The following is a 25,131-nucleotide window of genomic DNA, read 5'->3' on the forward strand; positions in this document are numbered from 1 at the left end:
GGCGTTCGCGGGCGAGAGGGGGGCACATGTCCGGATGGAGCGGTGCGGCGGGGGCGGGTCCCGGCCCGTACCGGTGGGTGGTCGTCGGGAACGGGGAGAACCGGCGGGTCGGGCTGTTCGTCGCGGCGGCCGAGGCGGCCGGCGTCGGCACGCCGCGGGTGGTGCAGTGGCGGGACGTGCTGCGCGACGGCGGCCACACGTTCGCCGACGACGAGGTCGTACGGCTGGACTCACCCGGCGAGAACGCCGAGGTGGACCGGCTGCTGCGGGGCGTCGACGATCCCACGCGGGTGGAGGGCTCGGCCACCTGGTACGGCCGTTTCCTGACCGCGGTGGAGTCCTTGAGGGGCGGGCTGCGGCTGGACGATCCGGCGGATCTGCCGGTGCTGTTCGACAAGCGGCTGTGCCACGCCCGGCTCGATGCGGCGGGCGTCCCGGTGCCCCCGTCGCCCACCTCGGGCGGCGCGCGGCCGGTGCGCGGCTGGGACGACGTACGGGCGGCGATGCGGGAACACGGCATGCCGCGTGTCTTCGTGAAGCCGGCCCACGGGTCCTCCGCGTCCGGGGTGCTGGCCGTGGAGTCGTCGGCGAGCGGGCGGATCAGGGCCACCACCTCGGTGGAGGTCGCCGCCGACGGCCGGCTGCGCGCCCCGCTCCGGCTGCACAACTCGCTGCGTGTGCGGCGCTACGCGGACGAGCGGGAGATCGCCGGCATCGTCGACGCCCTCGCGGCCGACGGGCTGCACATCGAGCGGTGGCTGCCGAAGGCGTCCGCGCACGGGAGGTCCGCCGATCTGCGGGTGCTGGTCGTGGCGGGCCGGGCCACGCACGCCGTCGTGCGCACCAGCCGCTTCCCGATGACCAATCTCCATCTGGGCGGGGCCCGGGGCGATCTCACGTCGGTCGTGGACGCGGCGGGAGACCGTTGGCGGCAGGCGCTCGACATCTGTGAGCGGGCCGCCGCCTGCTTCCCCGGCACGCTGAGCGTCGGGGTGGACCTGCTGCCGGCGATCGGCTGGCGCCGGTTCGCCGTGGGCGAGGTCAACGCCTTCGGGGATCTGCTGCCCCGGCTGACCGGGCTGCCGGGCGGTCCGGCGGAGGGCCTGGACACCTACGCGGCACAGCTCGCGGCGGTGCGCGCCGCAATGTCCCCGGCCCCCTCGCCCCTCCCCCGCGCAAGGCCCCAGGCAAGGAAAGACCATGCACCCTTCTGACCCGGCCGACACCGGGGGTCCGGCAGGGACGGCCCACCGGCCGTCCGAGACGGCTCCGGCACCCGACATGAACGAGGTCGTGGGCCGCGACGACCTGCTGCTGCTCACCCTCGACACCCTGCGGTACGACGTGGCGGTGGAGCTGGCCGCGGCGGGCCGGCTGCCGAACCTGGCCGGGCATCTGCCGGGCGGCACCTGGGAGAAGCGGCACGCGCCCGGCAGCTTCACCTACGCCTCGCACCAGGCGATGTTCGCGGGGTTCCTGCCGACCCCGGCCGCACCGGGGCCGCATCCGCGGCTCTTCGCCGGCCGGTTCGCCGGCAGCGAGACGACCGCGGGGCGCACCTTCGTCTTCGACAGCCCCGACCTGGTGTCGGCGCTCGCCGAGCGCGGCTATCGCACGGTGTGCGTCGGCGGTGTCGGCTTCTTCAACAAGCAGGGGGCCCTCGGCAGCGTCCTGCCGGGCCTGTTCCAGGAGAGCCACTGGGAGCCGGAGTTCTCCGTGGCGTCCCCGACGTCCTTCGAGTCCCAGGTGGCCCGCGCCGAGCGGATCGTGGCCGAACTGCCCGCCGGGCAGCGGCTGTTCCTGTTCCTCAACGCCTCGGCGCTGCACCAGCCGAACTGGTTCCATCTGCCGGGCGCCACCCGCGAGGCGGGCGACAGCCGGGTCACGCACGCGGCGGCCCTGGAGTACATCGACCGGCACGTCGGACGCCTCTTCGCGGCGATGAGTTCGCGGCGCCGCTGCTTCGCCGTCGTCTGCTCCGACCACGGGACCGCCTACGGCGAGGACGGCTACACCGGACACCGGCTCGGCCACGAGGCCGTGTGGACCGTCCCCTACAGCCACTTCTTCCTGGAGCCGCCCGCATGACCGCCACCGACACCGCGACCGACCCCCACACCGACACCGACACCGACACCGACACATCGCGGCGTCCCTATCAGCACTACGTGTACGCCTACCCGCACAAGACGGCGTACCGGGAGCTGCCCGGCCGACCGCGGCTCGCGGAGCTGTGGGCCGGGGAGTCCCGGCAGGCGCTCTCGCTGTACGCGCACATCCCGTTCTGCGAGGTGCGCTGCGGCTTCTGCAACCTCTTCACGCGCATCGGCGCGCCGGACGGGCTGACCGGCCGCTATCTGGACGCCCTCGAACGGCAGGCGATCGCGGTGCGGGAGGCCCTCGGGGACGCGGAGCCGGTGCGGTTCGCGAACGCCGCGTTCGGCGGTGGCACGCCGACCTATCTGGAGGCCGCCGAGCTGGAGCGGCTGTGCGACATCGCCGAGCGGCATCTGGGTGCGGACCTGCGGGCGATCCCGCTGTCGGTGGAGGCCTCCCCCGCCACCGCGACGGCCGACCGGCTGGCGGTACTGGCCGAGCGGGGCACGACCCGGCTGAGCCTAGGTGTGCAGAGCTTCGTGGCGGAGGAGGCCCGCGCGGCCGTACGCCCGCAGCGGCGGTCCGACGTGGAGGCGGCGCTGGCCCGGATCCGCGACGCCGCCCTGCCGGTCCTCAACATCGACCTGATCTACGGCATCGACGGGCAGACGGCGGCCAGTTGGCGGCTGTCCCTGGACGCGGCCCTCGCCTGGCGGCCGGAGGAGATCTACCTCTATCCGCTGTACGTCCGGCCGCTGACCGGACTCGGCCGCCACGCGGACCCGGCGGTCGCGGACCGCGCCTGGGACGAGACCCGGCTGCGGCGCTACCGCGAGGGCCGCGACCATCTGCTCACGCACGGCTACGAGCAGGTCTCCATGCGGATGTTCCGCCGCACGGACGCGCCGCCGCAGGGCCCGGACGACTACGCCTGCCAGACCGACGGCATGATCGGCCTGGGCTGCGGCGCCCGGTCGTACACGTCGAGGCTGCACTACTCCTTCGACTACGCGGTCGGCATGAGCCGGATCCGCACGATCATCGACGAGTACACGGCCACCGAGGACTTCGGCCGCGCCGTGCACGGCCGCGCGGTCGACGAGGACGAGGCACGGCGCCGTCATCTGCTGCAGTCGCTGCTCCAGGCCCGGGGGCTGCCGGTGGCGGACTACCGGCGGCGGTTCGGATCGGACCCGTACGCGGACTTCCCCGCGGAGCTGGAGCTGCTGGCCGGGCGCGGCTGGCTGACGGAGGCGGGCGAGGGGATGCTGCGCCTGTCCGCCGAGGGACTGGCCCACTCCGACGCGATCGGGCCCGGCTTCTTCTCGCCCGCCGTCCGGGCCGCGATGACCGAGTACGAGCTGCGGTGACGGAGCCCATGGACCTGACGATCCTGTACCGGGGCCCTCTCGCCTCCTGCGACTACGACTGCCCGTACTGCCCGTTCGCCAAGCGCCGTGACTCCACGGACCGGCTGCGGGCCGACCGCGCGGCCCTCGACCGCTTCACCACCTGGGCCCGGGAGCAGACCGGTGACCGGCTCTCGGTCCTCTTCACGCCGTGGGGCGAGGGGCTGGTGCGCTCCTGGTACCGCGAGGCGCTGGTCGGCCTCTCCCACGAGCCGCACATCGACCGGGTGGCGATCCAGACGAACCTCAGCTGCCGTACGGAGTGGCTGGCGCGGGCCGACCGGGACACGGTGGCCCTGTGGTGCACGTACCACCCGGGGCAGACCCCGTACGAGCGGTTCCTCGACAAGACGCGGCGGCTGGCCGGGATGGGCATCCGGTTCAGCGTGGGGGTCGTCGGGCTGCCCGAGCATCTGGAGGACGCGCGCCGGCTGCGCGGGGAGCTGCCGCAGGAGGTGTACCTGTGGGTGAACGCCGCCGAGGGGCACACCTACACCGACGAGGAGGCGGCGGTGTGGAGCGGGCTGGACCCCCTCTTCCCCTTCAGCCGTCATCCGCACCGCTCGGCGGGCCGGGCCTGCCGTACGGGCTCCACGGTCGTGTCGGTGGACGGCACGGGGACGGTGCGGCGCTGTCACTTCGTCAAGGCGGAGCTGGGCAACCTCTACGACGGTTCCTTCCGGGCGGCCCTCGCCCCCCGCCCGTGCCCGCTGTCCGTCTGCGACTGCCACATCGGCTACGTCCATCTGGAGACACTGCCCCTGTACGACGTCTTCGCGGGCGGCGTCCTGGAACGCGTACCGACGGTGGAGGCGCGACAGGTGATCGGAAAGCGAGTGGGTTCATGACCTCGGCGGTCGACGGCGGCGCGTGGATCCGCCGGTTCCGGCCCGCCCCCGAGGCGGCGGTCCGGCTGCTGTGCCTCCCGCACGCGGGCGGCTCGGCGAGTTCCTGCCTCGCCATGGCGCGCGCCCACGCCCCGGCGGCCGAAGTGCTGGCCGCGCAGTACCCGGGGCGTCAGGACCGCTACGCCGAGCCGCCGTCGCGGAGCATCCGGGAGCTGGCCGAGCGGGTCGTCGAGGCCGTCGGCGGGGACGACGGCCGTCCGCTCGCCCTCTTCGGCCACAGCATGGGCGCGGTGGTCGCCCACGAGGCGGCGCTGCGGCTGGAGGCGGCGGGCCGGGCCCCGGTCCGGCTGTTCGTGTCGGGGCGGCGCGCTCCCTCCACGCTCGGCCACCGCGGGAGCCTGCACACGGCGAGCGATGCCGAACTCCTCGCGGCGGTACGCGCGCTGAACGGCACCGCCGGCCAGGTCTTCGAGGACGAGGAGCTGCTCCGGCTGGTCCTGCCGGCCCTGCGCGGTGACTACCGGGCCCTGGAGACGTACGAGCCGCGCCCCGGCGACCGGCTGGGCTGCCCGGTCACCGTCCTCACCGGCGACGCCGATCCCGTGACCCCGGTGGCGGACGCGCGTGCCTGGGCGGACCACACCGACGGGCCGACCGAGGTGTGCGTGTTCCCCGGCGGCCACTTCTACCTCGACGACCGGCCGGAGGAGGTCTTCGACGTCGTGCGACGGCACCTGGGGCTGTAGTACGGAGACGGCGGCGCGGGCCGGCACCCGCCGGCCCGCCGGCGGGTGTCAAGGCGACGCGTGTGCGTCACACCCGCCAGCTGTACCGGCGCTCCGGCCGTCCGGCCACCCCGTAGCGCAGGGACACGTCCGCGCTGCCGGTGCCGTGGAAGTACTCCAGGTAGCGGCGGGCGCTGACGCGGGAGATGCCGGTGAGGGTGGCGCACTCGGTGGCGGACAGGCTGCCGTCGGTGCCGCGCAGGGTGCCTTCGATGAGCTCGGCGGTCTCGACGCTCATGCCCTTGGGCAGGGCGCCGGCCGCCGAGGCGGGCGTGGCGGCTCCGGCGAGGACACGGTCGACGTCGGCCTGGCCGCGGACGACGGTGGTGAGGAGGCGGCCGCGCTGGGCGGCGTACCGCTGGAGCCGGGAGCGCAGTTCCTCGAACTCGAAGGGTTTGAGGAGGTAGTCGACGACGCCGTGGCGGACCGCGCCGCGCACGCTGTCGGCCTCCCGGGCGGCGCTGATGACCATGACGTCGCAGTCGTGGCCGGCGGTGCGCAGCCGGGGTATGACGTCGAGGCCGAAGCCGTCGGGGAGGTAGAGGTCGAGCAGGACCAGGTCGGGGCGGAGTTCGTCGACGGCCAGGACGGCCTGTTCGCCGGTGCTGGCGACGCCGACGACGCGGAACGGCTCGACGCGTTCGACGAAGGTGCGGTGGACCCGGGCCACCATGAAGTCGTCGTCGACGACGAGCACGTCGATCGGGCCGGGTGGGCTGCTCGTGCCGTTCGTGCCGCTCATGGTGTCGCTCCTTCCGCCACCGCGTCGGCGAGGTGGCTGACGGTCATGCGGGCGGTGAACATGGCCCCGTCGGGGGTGTTGGTCACCGAGATCTCCCCGCCGTGGCGTTCGCAGACCAGACGGGTGAGGGCCAGGCCGATGCCGCGTTCGCCCTCCCGCGCGGCCTTGGTGGTGAAGCCGTGGGAGAAGACCTCACGGGCGAGTTCGGGGGCCACTCCGGGGCCCGAGTCGCGGACGACGATCTCCACGCTGGAGGCGTCCTGGCGCAGCTCCACCTCGACCCAGGCCTCGTGGGCCTCGGACACGGTGGTGGTGGCGGCCGCGTCCACGGCGTTGTCGACGAGGTTGCCGACGACGGTCGCCACGTCGGCGGCGTCCTCGGGGGCGAGCCGGTCGAGCGCGGTGCTCTCCGAGACGCGCAGGATGACCCGGCGTTCGGCGGCGAGGGAGGTCTTCGCCATGAGCAGCGCGGCCACGGCGGTGTCGCGGACGCGGCGGCTGAGGGTGACGTCGAGGGAGTGGCGGTGGCGGCTCAGCGCGCGGATGTAGTGGACGACCTCGTCCTGCTCGCCGATCTGGATGAGCCCGGAGATGGTGTGCAGCTGGTTGGCGAACTCATGGGCCTGGGCCCGCAGCAGTTCGGCGGAGCTGCGGAAGGAGCCGATCTCGCGTTCGAGCCGGGCCAGCTCGGTGCGGTCCCGCAGTGTGGTGACGGAGCCGAGATGGCGCCCGTCCTTGGTGACGGTCATCCGGTTCATCACGAGAACCCGGCCCCGGCGGACGACGACCTCGTCACGCCGGTCGGCCGGGGCGTCACCGTCGCCACGGCCCTGCGCACCCCCCTCACGAGCCCCGGGCTCGCCGCCACCGGCGCTCGTCCCTCCCTCACGGCCGCCGGCCCCCGCCTCCTGCGCTCCCACGAGGACGTCCCGCAGGCGGCCCTCCACACCCAGGTCGGCCAGGCTCTTGCCGACGCAGTCCTCGGGCAGGTCGAGCAGGCGCCGGCCCATGTCGTTGGCGAGGGTGAGCCGGTGCTGGGGGTCGAGGGCGATCACTCCCTCGGCGATGCCGTAGAGCATGGCCTCGCGGTGTTCGGCGAGGCCGGCGATCTCCTGGGGCTCCAGGCCGAGGGTCTGCCGTTTGACGCGCCGGGCCAGCAGCCAGGAGCCGGCGAGACCGAGGCCGCTGGCGATGCCGAGGTAGGCGAGGAGGTAGGAGGAGGCGCCGCCGAGGCGCTGCCACACGGTCGGGGCGGCCTCGCCGATCATCACCGTGCCCAGCAGCCGGCCCAGGTCGTCGTCGACCGTCGCGCCGAGCACGGGGACCTGGGCGACCAGTTCGCGGCTGCCGTCGAAGGTCAGCGGGCCTGACCAGCCGCGGCCGGCGACAGCGCCCTCGCCGACGGGCATCGCCCGGTCGATCACGGTCGGGTCGGTGGAGCTGACGATCCGGCCGTCGGCGTCCGCGACGGTGACGGAGGTGACCCCCGACTGGGTCTGGACGGAGCTCACCAGGGGCGCCAGTGCCTCGTGCGCGACGGGCCGGGCGAGCCGGTCGCGGACCAGGGGGTTGGCGGCGAGCTGCTCGGCGAGCGCGGTGACACGACGGCCCTCGACCCGGTTGAAGGTGGCCGCCGACTGCGTGAGCGAGACCCCGGCGACCGCCAGCAGCACCACCACGACGATGGCGAGCTGGAGGACCAGCATCTCGCCTGCGAGACTATGGCGGCGGAACACCACGACGGACTCTTCTCTCGTGCCGACACGATGTCAGGCGGCTCGGGCGCCGGTTCGTGCGGTGGGTCGCACAATCATGGCGCCCGGTCCCGATCCGGGAAAGAGAGGTGTGCGGGACGTGCTCATACGGTGACAGGGGCCGTGACCACTACGACCACAACCTCCGTTGTTTGCGCAACGGAGTCGGCACCGCCCCCACGCGGGCACGATGTGGCCCAGATCACCTTCCTCCCCCTCGACCTGACCGACAGGTGGTGGCTCTCGTGCGGCTGCGCACCCCCCTCGCCCTGCTCGGGGCGGCCGCTCTCGTGCTCGTGGGACCACCGCTGCTGACGACCGGCAGCGGCGGCGAGAGAGGCACCCAGATCCCCGGCCTGCGCTTGATGGTCCCGAACACACCCGGCGGCGGCTACGACATCACGGCCCGCACGGCCGCGAAGAACGCCGAGGACGCCGGGCTCACCCACGACATCGAGGTGTTCAACCTGCCCGGAGCCGGCGGCACGGTCGGTCTGAGCCGGCTGGTCGGCGAGCACGGCAACGGCAAGCTGGCGATGTCGATGGGCCTCGGCGTCGTGGGCGCCGTCCGCTCCAACGACGCTCCCAGGACCCTCGCCGACACCACGCCGATCGCCCGCCTCACCGAGGAGCAGGACGTCGTGGTGGTCGCGAAGGACTCGCCGTACAAGACGATCGACGAGCTGATCGGGGCGTGGAAGGAGGACCCCGGGAAGCTGCCGGTGGGCGGCGGGTCGGCGCCGGGCGGGCCGGACCATCTGGCGCCGATGCTGATGGCGCGGGCCGCCGGGATCGCCCCGAAGGACGTCGACTACATCCCCTTCGACGGCGGCGGTGAACTGCTCGCCTCGATCCTCGGCAGCAAGGTCGCCTTCGGCGTGTCCGGCGTCGGCGAGTACCTGGACCAGATCAAGGCGGGCGAGCTGCGGCTGCTCGCGGTGACGGGGCCGAAGCGGGTGGCCGGGCTGGACGCCCCGACCCTCCAGGAGGCGGGCTACGACGTGAACTTCACCAACTGGCGCGGCATCGTCGCCCCGCCCGGCCTCACCGAGGCCCAGCGCGACACACTCACCCGGCTGATCGAGGAGCTGCACGACTCACCGCAATGGCGGAAGTCGCTGAAGCGCCACGGCTGGGACGACGCGTTCCTGACCGGCGACGCGTTCGGCGCGTTCCTGGACGCCCAGGACAAGCGCGTGGTGTCGGTGCTGAAGGAGCTGGGGCTGTGACCACGGACGAGGGCACCACCGGCACTCCCCCGCCCCCGCCGTCGAGCGCCGCGCCCGGCTGCGCGACCACTCCGAGCCGGGCGTCTGCGTCCTGCTGCCGGCCCTCGGCCTTCTATCCTGACCGACGCGCCGACCATGGACGTCGACCTCACGCGACGCGGTCCCGTCGGCCCGAGGACCGTGCCGCTGTGGGTCGCCGCCCACCTGCGGCGCAGCCCGCCCGAGCCGATCCCGGTGGGCCGCCCGTGGCTCGGCCGCTCCGATGTACGGCGGACCTGGAAGTCGTGGCTGCGGGGCCCGTTCATCGGCTTCCCGTTCGGCGCGGTCCCGGCGGACGGCGCCGAGATACCCACCTTCCTGTCGTATGTCACCGAGAAGCGGCTCTCGAAACACCCGGACGAGTGGGGCAGGGGCGCCATCGAGGGGGTGGCGGGGCCGGAGTCGGCCGGGGACCGCACGCCCGCCGGAACCGGGTGACCTCCGGACCGGCCGACCCCCGGGGCGGGGCTCAGCCCGCAGCGCCCCGTTCCGCCTCCTCGTGCAGGAACGCGCTGATCTGCCCGGCGATACCCTCCCGGCCCGCACCGGCGGCCGGGTCGAGGAGGTCCTCGTCGACGCCGATACCGCCGGACCACAGGTACCGCTCGGTCCACTCCTCGTCGACCCGCAGCTGGACCTGGATGTCGAACTGGGTGAGGTGGCCCTCGGGAGCCGCCGCGTACAGCACGGAGGTGGCGCGGCGCAGCGGGTAGAGGTCGAAGCCCTCGATGAACCGGGAGTTGCGCCAGTCGAGGAAGGCGCTCTCGCCGTCGGGGCCGGTGCGGATGTCGAGCTGGCCGTCCTCCAGGTGGAGGCCGACGTGTTCGGCGCCCCGGTTCTCCACCGTGACCCGGAACCGGAAGTACGCCAGGCCCTCGGCGGCGTCGTCGCGCCCCCGTGGGGGTTCGGCGCACTCCGCCTGGTGGACGCGCACGCGCAGGCCGGCCAGGTCGCCCTCGTACTCCTGCCAGTCCCCGATCACATTGGGCTCGCGCACCGTCCACCTCTCCACATCGGCGGGACATCTCCCGCGTTCGCGCGCACCACAGTGCCACACCCGTCCGGCGTCCCGTCGCGGGGCATCACCGCCGGTCAGAGGTGATCAAGCCGTGGGCAGCGACGATTGCCGGGAGGGCGCCGACAGGCAGGTTCCGTACGTGCCGCACATCACGTCCACGGTCCACCGTGCGGATGGACGGGAGCCGAGTTGCCGATTCCCCGCGCGCGACGCCGACGCCGTACGCTACGTTCGATCACCGCCGGTTGGCGCACCGCTCGGCGAGGTCGCGTGCAGGGAAGGTTCTGAGCGTCGCATGGGCAACTTCGGTTTTGCTCCACCGACGGGACCGGTCATGACCGGAGGGCTGGCCGATCCGCTGTTCGAGACGGCGTACCGTGATCCCGCTCTGCCGCAGATCGCGCGCCGCGATCCCGCCTTCCCGGGCACCTGGACCCAGGTCAGCGCGGCCGAGGCACGGGACGAAGTGGCCGACCTGGCCAAGGGGTTGATCGCGTCCGGGATCCGGCCGGGCAACCGGATCGCCGTGATGGCCCGCACCCGCTACGAGTGGACGCTGCTCGCCGTCGCGCTGTGGGCCGTGGGCGCCGAGATCGTGCCGGTCTGTCCGACGTCGTCGCGCGACCAGATCGAGTGGATCCTGCGGGACGCGACCTGTGTGGGCGTGGTCGTCGAGGACGAGCTGGGCGTGATGACTGTCGGCTCGGTGTGCGCCAAGCTCCCCCTGCTGCGCCACGTCTGGCAGTTGGACACCGACTGTCTGCCGCGGCTCGTCGAGGCCGGCCGGGACGTGCCGGACGCGACGGTGGACTCGTTGCGTCGCATCGTCATGCCGGACTCCACGGCGGTGATCGCGTACACGTCCGGCACGACCGGCCGCCCCCGGGGCTGCGCGCTCTCCCACCGCAGCCTGGCCAGCCCCTGCGACGCACTGCTCGCCGGCTGGCGGCAGACGGCCGCCCGGCCGGGCGAACAGCCGGCGATCCTGGCGTTCCTGCCGTTCTCGCACGTCTACGGCCTGATGATCCAGGGGATGTGTCTGCGCGGCGGGCTGCTGCTCGCGCACGAACCGGAGCCGACCGAGGAGGCGCTGTCCGACGCGCTGCGGTCCTTCCGGCCCACGTTCCTCTTCGGTGTGCCCTATCTCTTCGAGAAGATCTACAAGAACTTCCTGCGCAAGGCCCAACAGGCCGGCCGGGGGCCCCTGTTCGAGCGCGCGGTGCGCACGGCCCAGGACTTCGCCCTCGCCGCGGAGCGGCAGCGGCTCGGCACGGGCGCCGGTCCCGCCATGGATCTGAAGCTGCAACACGCGTTCTACGAGAAGACGGTGTACCGCAAGCTGCGCGGGGCCCTCGGCGGCCGGGTACGCGGCGGCTGTTCCGGCGGCTCCCCCCTCAACCGCGACCTCACGCTCTTCTACGCCGGTATCGGCATCCTCGTCCACGACGGGTACGGCCTCACCGAGACCGCCGGCGGCATCACGGCCCAGCCGGTGGGCCGGGAGAAGTTCGGCACCGTGGGCCGTCCGCTGCCGGGTACGGAGATCCGGGTGGCCCGGGACGGGGAGATCCTGGTCAACGGCCCTTCCGTGTTCCAGGGTTACGTCAACGACGAGGCGGGCACGCGGGCCGCGCTGCAGGACGGCTGGCTGGCCACGGGGGACATCGGGCGGCTGGACAACGAGGGGTACCTGTCGATCACGGGCCGCAAGAAGGAGATCATCATCACCAGCGGGGGCAAGGGCGTGGCCCCGGCGCCGCTGGAGGAGCAGCTGCGGATGCACCCGCTGATCCACCAGGCGGTGGTCGTGGGCGACAACCGGCCCTGCGTGGGCGCCCTGCTCACGCTGGACCCGGAGTTCCTCGCGCACTGGCGGGGCTCGCTGTCCGCGCCCGGTGAACTGCTGGGCCGGGAGGCGCGGGAGGAGAACGCGCTGCGCCAGGAGGTCCTGCGGGCGATCGCGGCGGCCAACAGCACGGTCTCGCGCGCGGAGTCGATCCGTGTGTACCGCATCCTGCCCGAGCCCTTCGACCTCGCCAACGGCCTGCTCACCCCGTCGATGAAGCTGCGCCGGGACGCCATCGTGCGGCGGTACGAGGCGGAGATCGAGACGATGTACGCGACCTCGGCGCGAGCCGTCCGCCGCGGCGTGCCGGAGGAGACCGGGGGCTGGGACGACTCGGACTCCGACGACGTCTTCCGCCGCATGCGGCACTGACGAAGCGGAACGACCGCGCGGGACGCGCGAGAAGAACGGCCGGGAATCCGGCCGAGAAGCCGCACAAAACACACAGGGGGATCATCGATGGCGCGTATGGGTCCGAGAAAGCTGCTGACCACGGTGGTGGCGCTGGGCGGAGGGGCGTTTCTGTTCGGCGCGGCGGTGCTCCGGCTGGAGACTCAACTGAACGGTGTCGCGGGGCAGTTCGTGGTCTCCGGGTGCAAGGTGTCCGAGTCGCGCGGCGACGACGAGTGGCAGTGCAGGGGCTCCTTCCGGGCCGACGACGACTCGTTCCGCATCCCCGAGGTCGAGGTGGACACCACGTTCGCCACCAGACCCACCGGCCTGGTGCCGGTCTACGTGGACGACGCGTCCTCGACCACGGCCGTCGAGCGGGACAACGGCGTCTGGCTGTACCCGGGCGTCACCGGGCTGGCGTGCCTGGCCGTGGGCGGCTGGAACGTCCGGTCCGCGCTCAGGCGGCCGACGGAGGAGCCGGTGGCTCCGGCTCCCGCCTGACCTTCTGACCTCCTGACCTCCTGACCTCCTGACCGTAGGACCGCCCGACCGCGGATCGGGCGGCTGTTGACGAAACGGTCCTCGGGATGCGGAGATGCTCCGGGCGACAGCGGGAAACCGCTTCCCCACGAGCACTCCGCACCACCGTGAGACGAAGGCTGAGGACCAGGACCCATGGCACTGCAGATCAGCGCCACCAATCCGGAACACCCCGCGCTGCTGCTCGAACTGCCGTGGCACGTGCCGCTGGAGGAGTGGCCCGAGCACCATCTCGTGCCGCTCCCCCGCGGTATCTCCCGGCACGTCGTGCGCTACGCCCGGGCCGGCGACGAGGTCGTCGCCGTGAAGGAACTCGCCGAGCGGCCCGCCCTGCGCGAGTACGAGCTGCTGCGTGACCTGGACCGGCTCGGCATCCCGGCCGTGGACGCCCTCGGCGTGGTCACCGGGCGGCTCGACGACGCGGGCGATCCCCTGGAGTCCGTGCTGATCACCCGGCACCTCGGCGGCTCGATGCCGTACCGCTCGATGTTCGAGACGACCATGCGTCCGGCCACCATGCACCGTCTGATGGACGCCCTCGCGGTCCTGCTGGTGCGACTGCACCTCGCCGGGTTCGCGTGGGGCGACTGCTCGCTGTCCAACACACTGTTCCGGCGGGACGCGGGCGCGTACGCCGCCTATCTGGTGGACGCCGAGACGGGTGATCTGCACACGCGGCTCAGCTCCGGGCAGCGCGAGTACGACCTCGATCTCGCCCGGGTGAACATCAGCGGCGAACTGCTGGACCTGGAGGCGTCCGGGGCGCTGCACCCCTCGGTGGACCCCATCGAGTTCGGCAACGAGATCTGCTCCCGCTACCACGGGCTGTGGGAGGAGCTGACGCGCCGGTCGGTGTACCCGGCCGGGAAGTACCACTACATCGAGCGCCGGATCCGCCGTCTCAACGAACTCGGTTTCGACGTCGCCGAGATGCAGATCGAGCACGCCGACAACGGCGACACGGTGACCTTCGTGCCCAAGGTCGTCGACGCGGGCCACCACCAGCGCCAGCTCCTGCGGCTCACCGGCCTCGACACCGAGGAGAACCAGGCCCGGCGGCTCCTGAACGACCTGGAGAGCTGGATGGCCACCCAGGACGACTACGCCCCGGGCGACCCCCTCGGCGCCCGCCCGGAGGTACTGGCCCACCGCTGGGTGCGGGAGGTGTTCCGCCCGACCGTGCGGGCCGTCCCGCTCGAACTGCGCGGCTCGATGGACGCGGCGGAGATCTACCACCAGCTCCTCGAACACCGCTGGTACCTGTCCGAGCGGGCCCAGCACGACATCGGCCTGGACACGGCGGTGAAGGACTACATCGACAACGTCCTGCCGAGGACCCTGGCGCTGCTGCCGCCACCGGCGCAGGACGTCACCCCCATGTGAACCGCCGGGCGGCCGGGACCGCCGGCCGCCCTCACCGGTGCGGGACCACGGCCACCGGGCAGTGCGCGTGGTGCAGGACACCGTGCGTGACCGAGCCGATCCGGGCGCCGACGGCCGTACGGCGGGCGCGGCGCCCGACCACCATCAGCTGGGCCCGCTGCGCCACGGACAGCAGCACCTGCCCGGCGCTGCCGATCTCGACGTGCTCGGTGACCGGCACCTCGGGGAACCTCTCCCGCCACGGCTCCAGCGCGGCGGCCAGCGCCTTCTTCTCGTACGGCTCCATACCGCCGGCCTCGTCGAGGAGCCTCAGCGAGCTGGGGCTGTACGCGTACAGCGGCGGCAGCGCCCACGCCCGGACCGCGCGCAGGGACGCCCCGCGGGCCGCCGCCGTCTCGAAGGCGAACCGCAGCACGTCGGCGCTGTCCTCGGCCGTGCCCTGCTGGCCCACCACGACCTCCCGCCCGGCGGCCTCACCCGCCGGACTGTCCGCGGCGCGGACGAGCACCACGGGACACGGCGACTCGACGATCACCTGCTGGCCGACGGAGCCCAGCAGGAAGCCGATCACCGCGCCGTGCCCGCGCGAGCCGAGCACCAGCGTCTCGGCCTGCCCGGCGGCGCCGACCAGGGTCTCGACCGGCGGGCCCTCCAGCAGGTCCGTCGTCACCGCCAGCTCCGGGTGCCGCTCGGAGACGCTTCGCGCCGCCTGCGCGAGCGCCTCCCCGGCCCACTGTGCCTGTCCGTCCCGGTCCACGGCGACCGCCTCGTGCGGCTCCCACTGCCACGCGTGCACCACCCGCAGCTCCAGGCCCCGGCGTACGGCCTCCCGGCCGGCCCAGGCCAGTGCGGCCAGGCTCTCGGGCGTGCCGTCCACTGCGGCGGTGATCGGGCGCGTCGTCATCGGCCACCTCTCTGTCCTCACATCGCTGACGGGCCCAGTCTTCACTACGCTCGCCTTATGGCCTTGGAGTGGGAGCAGTTGGTGGTGGACGCGGCCGATCCGGCGGCCCTCGGACGCTGGTGGGCGCAGGCGCTCGGCTGGGTCGTGGTCGACGAGTCCCCCGAGGAGTTCGAGATCCGTCCGGCCCCGGACCGCCTTCCCGGCCTCCTGTTCGGGCTCGACCGAGGGAGCAAGACCGGCAAGAACCGGTTGCACCTCGACTTCCGCCCCGACGACCAGGCGGCGGAGGTCGCCCGCCTCCTCGCCCTCGGGGCCCGGCACGCGGACGTCGGGCAGAGCGGTGACGAGCCGTGGGTGGTGCTCGCGGACCCGGAGGGCAACGAGTTCTGCGTACTGGCCCCGCGCGGGAGCTGAACCCCCGCGAACGGCCCCGGCCTGCGGCTGAGCGGAAACCGAGCGAACCCGGACGGCCGAACATACGATGGGCGCATTGGCTCGGGGTGGAGGCGTATGACTCAGGCGGTCGGTCCGGCGCGGAACGTGATCCTCACGGTGGATGACGATCCCGGGGTGTCCCGTGCGGTGGCACGGGACCTGCGGCGCAGGTACGGCGAGTCGTACCGGATCGTGCGGGCTGAGTCCGGGCAGTCGGCACTGGAGGCCCTGCGGGAGCTGAAGCTGCGAGGGGACCAGGTGGCGGTGATCCTGGCCGACTACCGGATGCCGGAGATGAACGGCATCGAGTTCCTGGAACAGGCGCTGGACGTCTATCCGGGCGCCCGGCGCGTCCTGCTGACCGCCTACGCCGACACCGGCGCGGCGATCGACGCGATCAACGTCATCGACCTCGACCACTATCTGCTGAAGCCGTGGGACCCGCCGGAGGAGAAGCTCTACCCGGTGCTGGACGACCTGCTGCAGGCATGGCGGGCCGCCGACCGTACCTGTGTGGGCGCCACGAAGGTCGTCGGGCACCGGTGGTCGGCGCGGTCGTCCGGCGTACGCGAGTTCCTGGCGCGCAACCAGGTGCCGTACCGCTGGTTCTCCTCGGACGAGCCGGAGGGGCGGCGGCTGCTCGCTGCGGCCGGCGCGGACGGCGCGCGGCTGCCGCTGGTCGTCACCCCGGACGGCACACCGCTGGTGGCTCCGGAGGACCCGGAGCTGGCGGAGAAGGTGGGGCTGGCGACCACACCGGCCCAGGAGTTCTACGACCTGGTCGTCATCGGCGGCGGGCCCGCCGGGCTCGGCGCGGCCGTGTACGGGGCCTCGGAGGGGCTGCGGACCCTGCTCGTCGAGCGATCGGCCACGGGCGGGCAGGCCGGGCAGAGTTCACGCATCGAGAACTACCTGGGCTTCCCCGACGGGGTGTCCGGCGGGCAGCTCACCGGCCGCGCCCGGCGCCAGGCCGCCAAGTTCGGGGCGGAGATCCTCACCGCCCGCGAGGTGAGCGGCCTGGAGGTGAACGGGGCGGCCCGGACCGTCCGGTTCTCCGACGGTTCGACGGTCGCCGCGCACAGCGTGATCCTGGCGACCGGCGTGTCGTACCGCCAGCTCGCCGCGCCGGGCTGCGCGGACCTCACCGGCTGCGGGGTGTTCTACGGCTCCGCGCTCACCGAGGCGGCCGGCTGCCAGGGGCACGACGTGTACATCGTGGGCGGCGCCAACTCGGCCGGACAGGCCGCGATGTACCTGGCGCGCGGCGCCAAGTCCGTCACCCTGCTCGTACGGGGCGAGTCGCTCACCGCGTCCATGTCGCACTATCTGATCCAGCAGCTCGGGGAGGCGCCGAACATCTTCGTGCGCCCCGGCACGGTCGTCGAGGCCGCGCACGGCACGAACCAGCTGGAGCAGCTGACGCTCAGGGACCTGGCGAGCGGGCGTGAGGAACTCGTCGACGCGCAGTGGCTGTTCGTGTTCATCGGCGCCGAGCCGCACACCGACTGGCTGGAGGGGACCGTCCTCCGCGATGAGCGCGGGTTCATCGTGGCCGGGCCCGACATGACCGCCGACGGGGGTCCGCCGCCGGGCTGGGAGCTGGACCGGCCCCCGTACCACCTGGAGACCAATGTGCCCGGCGTGTTCGTCGCCGGGGACGCGCGGTCGGAGTCCGCGAAGCGGGTCGCGTCCGCCGTGGGAGAGGGAGCGATGGCCGTGATGCTGGTGCACAGGTATCTGGAGCAGTCGTGACAGCCGGACGGACGTCGTCGTGAGCGGGCAGCCGTCGCCGTGCGACCGGGCCGAGCTGGGCAGGCTGTTCCTCTTCGAGAAGCTGGACGACGGGCAGTTGGACCGGCTGTGCCGTGAGGGCCGGGTGGAGCGGTTCGAGCCCGGCCCCGTCTACCGGGAGGGCGAGCCGGCCACCTGCTTCTTCGTGCTCCTGGAGGGCACGGTGGTGATGTCCCGGCAGGTCGGCGAGGACGACGTGGAGATCAGCCGCAGCTCCCAGGTCGGCGTGTACGCGGGCGCCTTCCAGGCGTATCTCGGCGACCAGGCGGACCAGGCCCGCTACAAGGGCTCGATGCGGGTCACGGTCCCCTCCCGGTTCTTCGTCCTGCCCGCGGACTCGTTCGCCCGGATCATGCGCGACTGGTTCCCGATGGCCGTCCACCTGCTGGAGGGCCTGTTCTTCGGTCAGCAGAACACCCAGCGGACCATCAACCAGCGCGAACGCCTGCTGGCGCTCGGCTCGCTGTCGGCCGGGCTCACCCATGAGCTGAACAACCCCGCCGCGGCGGCGGTGCGGGCCACCTCCGCGCTGCGGGAGCGGGTGGCCGGGATGCGGCACAAGCTCGGGGTCATCGCCGCCGGGCCGTACAAGCGGGCCATGCTGGAGTCGCTGGTCGATCTCCAGGAGCGGACGGCCGAGCAGGTCGCCAAGTCGACCCCGCTCAGTCCGCTGGAGGCCTCCGACCGGGAGGACGAGCTGTCGGACTGGTTCGACGACCACGGCATCGCGGGCGGCTGGCAGCTCGCGCCGAACTTCGTCCAGGCAGGACTCGACACCGCCTGGCTGGACCGGGTCGCGGCCGCCGTCGACGAGCACACCCTCGAAGGCGCGGTCCGCTGGCTCAACTACACGGTCGAGACCGAGCTGTTGATGAACGAGATCGAGGACTCCACGACCCGTATCACCCAGCTCGTGGACGCGGCGAAGCAGTACTCGCAGCTCGACCGGGCGCCCTACCAGAACGCCGACGTCCACGAACTCCTCGACAGCACCCTGCTGATGCTGTCCGGGAAGATCGGCGAGCGGATCGAGGTGGTCAAGGAGTACGACCGCTCGCTGCCGCGCATCCCGGCCTATCCGGGTGAGCTGAACCAGGTGTGGACGAACCTGATCGACAACGCGGTCTCCGCGATCAACGAGACGGGCGGCGCGGGCACGCTGACGGTACGCACGGCGCTCGACCACCGGGACCAGGTGCTGGTCGAGTTCCGTGACACCGGTCCCGGCATCCCGGCGGAGATCAAGGGCCGCATCTTCGACCCGTTCTTCACCACCAAGCCGGTCGGGCAGGGGACCGGGCTCGGCCTCGACATCTCCTGGCGCATCGTCGTCAACAAGCACCACGGCCACATCGAGGTCCGGTCCCGGCCGGGCGAGACCCGCTTCCAGGTGTTCCTGCCACTGACGGCGCCGGCGGCGGACCTGGACCTCACGCTCGCCGACGACCCCGCCGACGGCTTGCCCCACGCCCCCGACCTGTCCGAGGAGACCCGATGACGCCGCCCGCCGGAATCGACCCCGATGTGCCGCCGAGCGGCGAGGGCTGCGTGGAGTGCGAGGCGGCCGGGGGCTGGTGGTTCCACCTTCGGCGCTGCGCGCAGTGCGGGCACGTCGGCTGCTGCGATTCATCGCCCTCGCAGCACGCGACGGCCCACGCGGGTGGCGCCGGGCATCCCTTCGTGCGGAGCTTCGAACCCGGGGAGTCCTGGTTCTGGAACTACGAGACCTCCGAGATGTACGAGTCGGGACCCGACCTCGCCCCGCCGCTCAGCCATCCCGCGGAACAGCCGGTGCCGGGCCCTGCCGGGCGGGTGCCGGACGACTGGGCGGATCGGCTGCGGTGAGGTGACGCGGGGGGGGTGGGCAGTGGCTGGGGCTGTCCTGCGGGTGCGGGCCCGGTGGGGGCTTCTCGCGCAGTTCCCCGCGCCCCTGAAGAACCGGGGCTGCGCCCCGCGCTTTCAGGCCCGCAGGACGGTGGCTTCAGGCCGCAAGGCCGTAGCTTTCGGCCCGTAGGATCATGGCTTCAGGCCCGCAAGGCCGTAGCTTTCGGCCCGTAGGATCATGGCTTCAGGCCCGCAGGACCGTGGCTTCTCGCCCGCAGGGCCGTGGTCTTTCAGGCCCGCAGGGCCTGTGCTTTCAGGGGCGCGGGGAACTGCGCGAGCAGCCCCACCGGAGCCGCACCCGCAAGGCAGCCCCGGCCACCCCGGTCCTCGGGCCCGCAGGGCCTGGGCTTCAGGGGCGCGGGGAACTGCGCGAGCAGCCCCCACCGGGCCGCAGATGACCGCACCACCGAACGGAGTGCCACCGTGTTGATCGGGATCGACGAGATCAGGGAAGCCGCCGCCACCATCGCCGGCCATGTCGTGCGGACGCCGACCGTCCCGAGCCCGGGGCTCTCCGAGCTGCTCGGTGTCCCCGTGACCACGAAGCTGGAACTGCTGCAGCGGACCGGCTCGTTCAAGGCGCGCGGCGCCACGGCGAAGCTGCTGGCGCTGACGCCCGCCGAGCGGGCGGCCGGCGTCGTCGCGGTCAGCGGCGGCAACCACGGCATCGCGCTGGCGCACATGGCCGCCGCGCTGCACACCAAGGCCACGGTCGTGATGTCCCGGTCCGCACCCCGGCGCGCCATCGACCGCGTCGAGGCGGCCGGCGCCTCGCTGCGGCTCACGGACGGCATGGCGGAGGCGTTCGCGCTGACCGAGCGGCTGCGCTCGGAGGGCCTCACCCTCGTCCACCCCTTCGACGACCCGCTGGTGATCGCCGGCCAGGGCACCGTCGACCTGGAGTTCGCCGCGGACACCGAGGGGGCGGACGGCCCCGGCGCGCTCACCGACGTACTCGTGAGCATCGGCGGCGGCGGCCTGATCGCCGGTGTCGCGGCGGCCTTCGAGGCCCTGCGTCCCGGCGTCCGCGTCTGGGGCGTGGAGACCGTCGGCGCGACGGCCATGACCGAGGCCCTCGCGGCCGGCGGCCCCGTCACGGTCCCCCTCTCCTCCGTCGTCACCACGCTCAGCGCACCCTCCGTCTCCCGGCTGACCTACGACCATGCGACCGCCCTCGTCGGGGACGTCCTCGTGGTCCCCGACGCGGAGGCGGTACGGGGCGTCCTGGAGTTCGCCGAGCACGCCAAGGTGTGGACGGAACCCGCCGCCGGATGCCTGCTGCCCGCGGCCCGGCAGGTGCTGGAGCGGGTCGGCGACGGCGCCCGGCTGGGCCTCGTGGTCTGCGGCGGCAACGCGACCACGGCCGACATCACGGACTGGGCAGAGCGGTTCGCACTGCGGTGACGGGCCGTCCGGGACCGGCATAATGCTCGGATGACCTCCCCCACCGAGCACGTCCCCGTGGTCGTCGTCGGTGCCGGACCCGCCGGGCTGACCGTCGGCAACATCCTGCGGGCCGCCTCCGTGGACTGTGTGGTGCTGGAGACCGAGAGCCGGGAGTTCATCGAACGGCGGCCCCGGGCCGGGTTCCTGGAGGAGTGGGCGGTACGGGCGCTGGAGCGGCGCGGGCTGGCCGGGCGGCTGGTGGAACGGGCGCCGGTGCACACCGAGTTCGAGTTCCGCTTCGCGGGTGAGCGCCGGCGGTTCCCGTACACGGAGATCACCGGGCACCACCACTACGTGTATCCGCAGCCGTTGCTCGTGACGGACCTGGTCGGGCAGTACGCGGACGTCCGGGGCGGCGACATCCGCTTCGGCGTGCGGGACGTCGAGCTGCACGACATCGACGGCGAGCGCCCCTCGGTGTCGTACGTGGACCCGTCGAGCGGCGAACGGCGGCTGCTGCACTGCGAGTTCGTCGCGGGCTGCGACGGCGCGCGCGGTGTCACGCGGACCGCGCCGCCCGCCGGGCACGCCACGGTCGCCCGGCACGACCACGGCGTCGGATGGCTGGCGCTGCTCGCCGAGGCGCCGCCCTCGTCGGACTGCGTGATCCTCGGCGTCCATCCCCGGGGCTTCGCCGGGCACATGGCGCGCGGCCCGGAGGTCACCCGCTACTACCTGGAGGTCCCGGCGGGCGACGATCCGGCGAACTGGCCGGACGAGCGGGTCTGGTCCGAGCTGCACACCCGGCTGGCGGTGCCCGGCACCCGGCCGCTCACGGAGGGCCCGCTGGTCGAGAAGCGGGTGCTCGACATGCACAACTACGTCACCGAGCCGATGGCGTACGGCCGCCTCTACCTCGCGGGCGACGCGGCGCACCTCGTCGCGCCGATCGCCGCGAAGGGCATGAACCTCGCGCTGCACGACGCCCTGCTCCTCGCGGACGCCCTGATCGCCCGGCTGCGCGAGGGGGACGACCGTGGGCTGCGCGGGTACTCGCAGGCCTGTCTGCGGCGGGTCTGGCACTACCAGGAGTTCTCGCAGTGGCTGGCGGAGCTGCTGCACGGGCCGTCGTCCGGCGACGCGTTCCGGGCGGGTGCCGCGACCGCCCGGCTGCGTCGCGTCCTCGGCTCCCCCGCCGCCGCGTCCACCTTCGCGGAGCTGTTCATCGGCAAGGACACCGACCACTAGGCACCGACCACCAGGCACGGAACGGACGCCCTCAGCGGTCGTCGTGGCAGCAGCCGTCCTGGCGCATCAGCCGGCCCACCTCCAGCCAGTCCTCCTCGGTCCCGGCGGCCTTCGCGCGCCGGGCCGCGGGCCGGTACGCGGCCACCAACTCCTCGGTGGTGTGGAGGTGTCCGCCCCGCAGGACCGACACCGTGCGGACGAGGTCGGCGAAGTCCGTGAACGGGTCGCCGTCGACGACGGTCAGGTCCGCGAGCCTGCCCGTGGCGACCGTCCCGAGGTGGTCGTCCAGGCCGAACAGCCGGGCCGGGAGCGCGGTCGCGGTGCGCAGGGTCTCGGCCGGGGTGAGTCCACCGGCGTGCAGGGCGCGCAGGGCGAGGTGGAGGAAGAGGCCGACGGGGCCCAGCGGCTGGTCCGTGCCGAGGGCGACGACCCCGCCGGCCGCGAGGATCCGCCGGTAGATGTCGGTCTCGGTGCGCAGAGCGGCGAGTTGGTCGGGTGTCGGCGGGACCTCCGCCCCCTGCCGGACGAGGGCGGCGTCCCACGGTGGCATCACGACCGTGACCCGGGGGTCGTCGGCCAGGGACGGGTCCGCTCCCATGAGGGGCGCGGCCGTGAAGGGGGTGGCGATCAGGGAGAAGTCCACGCCCTGTCGGGTGTAGATCTCCACGACGTCCTCGTAGGACCGCCCGGCGGCGGTCGTGGCGTGGCCGAACTCGGCCCGCTGGGTGGCCTGCAGATGGGTCGTCAGGTCCTGGCCGAGCTGGACGCCCGGAGAGAGCAGATGACCGCCCGTGCGGACGCCGAGACGTTCGTGGGCGAAGCGGGCGGCCTCGCTCATCACCCAACCGGGCGCCCGCACGTACGTCTTGACGAAGTCCCAGTCGAGCGCGGCGGCCCGCTCCAGTGAGCGGCGCAGGCCCGCCCTCGTCCGGTGGGCGCGTCCCATGCTGTACGCGACCCGTCCGCCGTCGAGGAGTTCCCCGGTGGTGAGCAGCCGGGGCCCGGCGAGCCGGCCGGCGTGCACCTCCTCGCGGATGCGGGCCTGTTCATGGGCGAAGCCGCCGAGGGAGACGGCGGTGGTGACGCCGTAGGTGAGCTGACCGGCGGCCTGGCGGCTGCCGTAGGTGCTCTGCCAGGGGTGGGTGTGGGTGTCCCACAGGCCGGGCAGCACGGTGTGCGCGGAGGCGTCGACGCGGCGGAGGGCGGCAGGGCGACTGCCCCGGTGGGGTTCGACGGCGGTGATCCGGCCGTCGCGTACGACGATGTCGACGTCGTCGCGGACCGTCTCGCCGGTGCCGTCCCACAGGCGGCCCGCGTGGACGACGGTGTCGGCGGGGGCGGGCCGGGTGCGGTCGAGCGGTACGCGGACGGTGCGCCGACGGTCGCCGGAGACGTCGACGAGGCGCAGGCGGATGCCCGACTGGTACAGGAGCGTGGTGGAGTCGCCGGACCAGCTGGGGTGGTCGGCGGGTTCGGTGGTGAGGGTGCGGAGCCTGCCGCGCGGGGTGCCGTCGGGGGTCACGGGCAGCAGGCAGAGCGCGGACTCGACGATCACGGCCATCCAGCGGCCGTCGGGCGACCAGACGGGCCCGGAGTCGTACCGGTCGGCGATCGAGGTGTGCGGTGCGACCGTGTGCAGCCGGTCGGCGCCCGTCGTGGCGTCGACGATCCGGATCAGGTTGTAGCCCTCGCGGAAGCGGGCGCCGAGCCGGTTGCGGTCGCACAGCGCGAGGTACCGGCCGTCGGGCGACCAGCTCGGCCTGCCGGGGATGCCGCCTCCACCGAGCGGGGCGGCGAGGACGCGTTCCTCGCCGCTCGCCAGGTCCCGGACGACGAGGCGGCCGGCCATGTCGAGGCACGCGAGCCGCTGCCCGTCGGGCGCGAGGGCGGGCATCACCCGGCCGCCGCCGGCGAGGGCGGTCTCCTCGCCGGTGGCCAGATCGTGCCGGTACACACCGAGGAGGCCGTCGCGGTCGTCGGCATGGACGAGGGACCGCCCGTCGGGGGCCCAGGAGGGTGCGAGGAGCCAGCGGGTGGGCGGGGACTGCCGCAGCCGCTTCGGCGGGCGACCGCCCGACGTGCCCGCCAGCCAGAGCGCGTTGAGGGCGGCGAACGCGACGCTCCGCCCGTCCGGGGAGAGTGCGGGCAGGTGGATGCCTTGTGCGGGCCGCACGCGTGCCTCTCCGAGGTCGTACTCCTTGACGCGGCGGCGCGGCCGGTCCACGGGGAGGGTTCCCTCGAAGGGGATCTCCCGCGGTCGGGCGGGCGCTTCGGGCCGTAGGAGGGTGAACCGGCCGTCCACCGTGAGCAGCAGTTCGCCGTCGGCCGTCCAGCGGGGCGGCACGGGCGCGAGGTCGCCGTCGACCGGGACGGGTTCCCCGGCGACGACGAGGGTGCAGGAGCCGTGGGGGGAGGCGGTGGTGCGCAGGTACGCGAGGCGGCCGTCCGGGGCGAGGGCGGGGGTCATGACCTGCGCGGTCGCGGTTTCGGTGTGCTCGACGGTCACCGGGCCGGTGCCGTCGGCGGCCACGGCGGCGACGGTGCGGGACTCGACGGCCGGGGTCGTGCCGGCGGTGACGACCTTGCCGCGTACGAACAGCAGCCGGGTGCCGTCCGGTGACCAGGTGGGGTCGAAGTCCTCCCAGCCGTCGTCCTGGAGGGGGCCGTCCTGGCCGGGGAGGCCGGTGACGCGGGTGATGTCGCCGGTGCCGAGGTCCAGGACGTGGACGCGGTAGGGGCATCCGCCGGCGGGTGCGTCGGGGTCGCCGCCGCGTTCGGAACAGAAGGCGATGCGAGTGCCGTCGGGAGACCAGGCCGGGGCCCGGTCGTCCCAGGGGCCGTCGGTGCGCCGCTGGAGTTCGGAGCCGTCGGGGCGCATGGTCCAGAGGTGGAAGCCGCCGCCCTGGTAGGCGCAGAACGCGACGAGGTCGCCGTCCGGGGAGTAGGTGGGCCGGTTGGGTTCGAGACCGGCCGGGGTGAGGGGGAGCGCTCTGCCGCCGCCGCGCGGCAGGGACCACAGGCCGCTCTGGATCTCGGCGATCAGGGTGTCACCGGTGGGGGCGAGAGTCGCCGAGCCGTTGGTGGCCCGGGTGAAGGTGAGGGCGAGGCCGGAGGTGCCCGGCCGGGCGGTGCCGGACGCCGCCGCGCCGGTGGTGCCGAGGACCGCGGCCGCCCCGGTGGCCCCGGTGGCGGCGAGGAGTCGGCGGCGGGTCAGGGGCGGGGTGCGGTGACTCTGGTCACGGTCCATGACACCGCACGCTCGCGCACCTCGCGGCCCACCGGCAACACCGCCATTCCCGCCATCGGGGATGTCACCCGGGGGTGTGACGGCGGCCGGTGGCACGCGCCGGCGCGACGATGCCCGGGGCCGGTGGTCGGCGCCACGACGACGCCCGAGGCC

The 25,131-nt window shown here is 73.5% G+C and carries 20 protein-coding genes and 2 pseudogenes; 17 read left to right on the forward strand and 5 right to left on the reverse strand.

Annotated elements, in window-relative coordinates; genetic code table 11:
• The first annotated feature begins 26 nt into the window (after positions 1-26).
• The 5 genes from STRBO_RS0125805 to STRBO_RS0125825 all read left to right on the forward strand — a co-directional run bounded on the left by STRBO_RS0125805 (position 27) and on the right by STRBO_RS0125825 (position 5,100).
• A complete protein-coding gene (locus tag STRBO_RS0125805; RefSeq protein WP_020115066.1) occupies positions 27-1,214 on the forward strand; it encodes an STM4014 family protein in 1,188 nt (395 codons plus the stop codon).
• A 67-nt stretch (positions 1,215-1,281) separates the two neighbouring features.
• Entirely contained in the window at positions 1,282-2,088 is an 807-nt protein-coding gene (locus tag STRBO_RS0125810) for an STM4013/SEN3800 family hydrolase (protein ID WP_005483872.1), read from the forward strand.
• The gene (locus tag STRBO_RS0125815) at positions 2,085-3,467 is read left to right on the forward strand and encodes an STM4012 family radical SAM protein (protein WP_005483873.1); all 1,383 of its coding nucleotides are present in this window, start codon (positions 2,085-2,087) and stop codon (positions 3,465-3,467) included. Before STRBO_RS0125810 ends, STRBO_RS0125815 begins: the two co-directional genes overlap by 4 nt.
• An 8-nt stretch (positions 3,468-3,475) precedes the next feature.
• On the forward strand, positions 3,476-4,354 hold the full coding sequence (locus STRBO_RS44230) for an STM4011 family radical SAM protein (protein WP_005483874.1): 879 nt from the start codon (positions 3,476-3,478) through the stop codon (positions 4,352-4,354).
• Positions 4,351-5,100, forward strand: coding sequence for a thioesterase II family protein (locus STRBO_RS0125825; protein ID WP_005483876.1), 750 nt, complete (start codon positions 4,351-4,353; stop codon positions 5,098-5,100). The genes STRBO_RS44230 and STRBO_RS0125825 overlap by 4 nt, the downstream gene beginning before the upstream one ends.
• 67 nt (positions 5,101-5,167) lie before the next feature.
• Here the strand turns inward: STRBO_RS0125825 and STRBO_RS0125830 are convergent, their stop codons facing one another.
• Together STRBO_RS0125830 and STRBO_RS0125835 are read right to left on the reverse strand one after the other, a co-directional pair.
• On the reverse strand, positions 5,168-5,881 hold the full coding sequence (locus STRBO_RS0125830) for a response regulator (RefSeq protein ID WP_005483878.1): 714 nt from the start codon (positions 5,879-5,881) through the stop codon (positions 5,168-5,170).
• The gene (locus STRBO_RS0125835; protein ID WP_005483879.1) at positions 5,878-7,587 is read right to left on the reverse strand and encodes a sensor histidine kinase; all 1,710 of its coding nucleotides are present in this window, start codon (positions 7,585-7,587) and stop codon (positions 5,878-5,880) included. Before STRBO_RS0125835 ends, STRBO_RS0125830 begins: the two co-directional genes overlap by 4 nt.
• Positions 7,588-7,880: 293 nt before the next feature.
• Between STRBO_RS0125835 and STRBO_RS0125840 the strand changes: the two genes are divergently transcribed.
• The 3 genes and pseudogenes from STRBO_RS0125840 to STRBO_RS0125845 form a co-directional block, all read left to right on the forward strand.
• Entirely contained in the window at positions 7,881-8,864 is a 984-nt protein-coding gene (locus STRBO_RS0125840; protein WP_020665615.1) for a Bug family tripartite tricarboxylate transporter substrate binding protein, read from the forward strand.
• Positions 8,865-8,922: 58 nt separating this feature from the next.
• Positions 8,923-9,071: pseudogene (locus tag STRBO_RS45085) on the forward strand (tripartite tricarboxylate transporter TctB family protein); the annotation flags it as partial.
• Positions 9,051-9,335, forward strand: a pseudogene (locus STRBO_RS0125845) (tripartite tricarboxylate transporter permease); the annotation flags it as partial. The pseudogenes STRBO_RS45085 and STRBO_RS0125845, both read left to right, overlap by 21 nt.
• A gap of 37 nt (positions 9,336-9,372) precedes the next feature.
• Here STRBO_RS0125845 and STRBO_RS0125850 read toward each other — a convergent pair.
• Complete coding sequence (locus tag STRBO_RS0125850) at positions 9,373-9,900, reverse strand: hypothetical protein (protein ID WP_020115068.1); 528 nt, start codon at positions 9,898-9,900, stop codon at positions 9,373-9,375.
• A gap of 316 nt (positions 9,901-10,216) precedes the next feature.
• Between STRBO_RS0125850 and STRBO_RS0125855 the strand changes: the two genes are divergently transcribed.
• From STRBO_RS0125855 to STRBO_RS0125865, 3 genes are all read left to right on the forward strand, one after another.
• A complete protein-coding gene (locus tag STRBO_RS0125855; protein ID WP_005483886.1) occupies positions 10,217-12,139 on the forward strand; it encodes an AMP-dependent synthetase/ligase in 1,923 nt (640 codons plus the stop codon).
• An 87-nt stretch (positions 12,140-12,226) separates the two neighbouring features.
• Positions 12,227-12,661 (forward strand): hypothetical protein, encoded by a 435-nt coding sequence (locus STRBO_RS0125860; RefSeq protein WP_245170622.1) that lies wholly within the window; start codon positions 12,227-12,229, stop codon positions 12,659-12,661.
• Between the two features lie 174 nt (positions 12,662-12,835).
• Positions 12,836-14,083: a DUF4032 domain-containing protein gene (locus tag STRBO_RS0125865; protein ID WP_005483889.1), complete on the forward strand. Its 1,248-nt coding sequence runs from the start codon at positions 12,836-12,838 to the stop codon at positions 14,081-14,083.
• A 31-nt stretch (positions 14,084-14,114) separates the two neighbouring features.
• Here the strand turns inward: STRBO_RS0125865 and STRBO_RS0125870 are convergent, their stop codons facing one another.
• Positions 14,115-14,987, reverse strand: a complete 873-nt coding sequence (locus tag STRBO_RS0125870; protein WP_020115070.1) for a universal stress protein — start codon at positions 14,985-14,987, stop codon at positions 14,115-14,117.
• 57 nt (positions 14,988-15,044) lie between these two features.
• On the opposite strand from STRBO_RS0125870, the gene STRBO_RS0125875 reads away from it, so the two are divergent.
• The 6 genes from STRBO_RS0125875 (at position 15,045) to STRBO_RS0125900 (ending at position 21,731) form a co-directional block, all read left to right on the forward strand.
• Positions 15,045-15,401 carry a VOC family protein gene (locus tag STRBO_RS0125875; RefSeq protein WP_020115071.1) on the forward strand — a complete coding sequence of 119 codons (357 nt, stop codon included), beginning with the start codon at positions 15,045-15,047 and terminating at the stop codon, positions 15,399-15,401.
• 96 nt (positions 15,402-15,497) lie between these two features.
• Positions 15,498-17,174 (forward strand): NAD(P)/FAD-dependent oxidoreductase, encoded by a 1,677-nt coding sequence (locus STRBO_RS0125880; protein WP_005483891.1) that lies wholly within the window; start codon positions 15,498-15,500, stop codon positions 17,172-17,174.
• A gap of 19 nt (positions 17,175-17,193) precedes the next feature.
• Positions 17,194-18,711: an ATP-binding protein gene (locus STRBO_RS0125885; protein WP_005483893.1), complete on the forward strand. Its 1,518-nt coding sequence runs from the start codon at positions 17,194-17,196 to the stop codon at positions 18,709-18,711.
• On the forward strand, positions 18,708-19,058 hold the full coding sequence (locus STRBO_RS0125890; protein ID WP_005483896.1) for a UBP-type zinc finger domain-containing protein: 351 nt from the start codon (positions 18,708-18,710) through the stop codon (positions 19,056-19,058). Before STRBO_RS0125885 ends, STRBO_RS0125890 begins: the two co-directional genes overlap by 4 nt.
• A gap of 465 nt (positions 19,059-19,523) precedes the next feature.
• Positions 19,524-20,501 carry a threonine/serine dehydratase family protein gene (locus tag STRBO_RS0125895; protein WP_020115072.1) on the forward strand — a complete coding sequence of 326 codons (978 nt, stop codon included), beginning with the start codon at positions 19,524-19,526 and terminating at the stop codon, positions 20,499-20,501.
• Positions 20,502-20,531: 30 nt separating this feature from the next.
• Positions 20,532-21,731: a 4-hydroxybenzoate 3-monooxygenase gene (locus STRBO_RS0125900; protein WP_005483900.1), complete on the forward strand. Its 1,200-nt coding sequence runs from the start codon at positions 20,532-20,534 to the stop codon at positions 21,729-21,731.
• A 31-nt stretch (positions 21,732-21,762) separates the two neighbouring features.
• Here the strand turns inward: STRBO_RS0125900 and STRBO_RS0125905 are convergent, their stop codons facing one another.
• The gene (locus STRBO_RS0125905; protein ID WP_020115073.1) at positions 21,763-24,978 is read right to left on the reverse strand and encodes an amidohydrolase family protein; all 3,216 of its coding nucleotides are present in this window, start codon (positions 24,976-24,978) and stop codon (positions 21,763-21,765) included.
• Positions 24,979-25,131: the final 153 nt, after the last annotated feature.

Source organism: Streptomyces bottropensis ATCC 25435 (assembly GCF_000383595.1).
In the GTDB taxonomy this organism is placed as follows: Bacteria; Actinomycetota; Actinomycetes; order Streptomycetales; family Streptomycetaceae; genus Streptomyces; species Streptomyces bottropensis.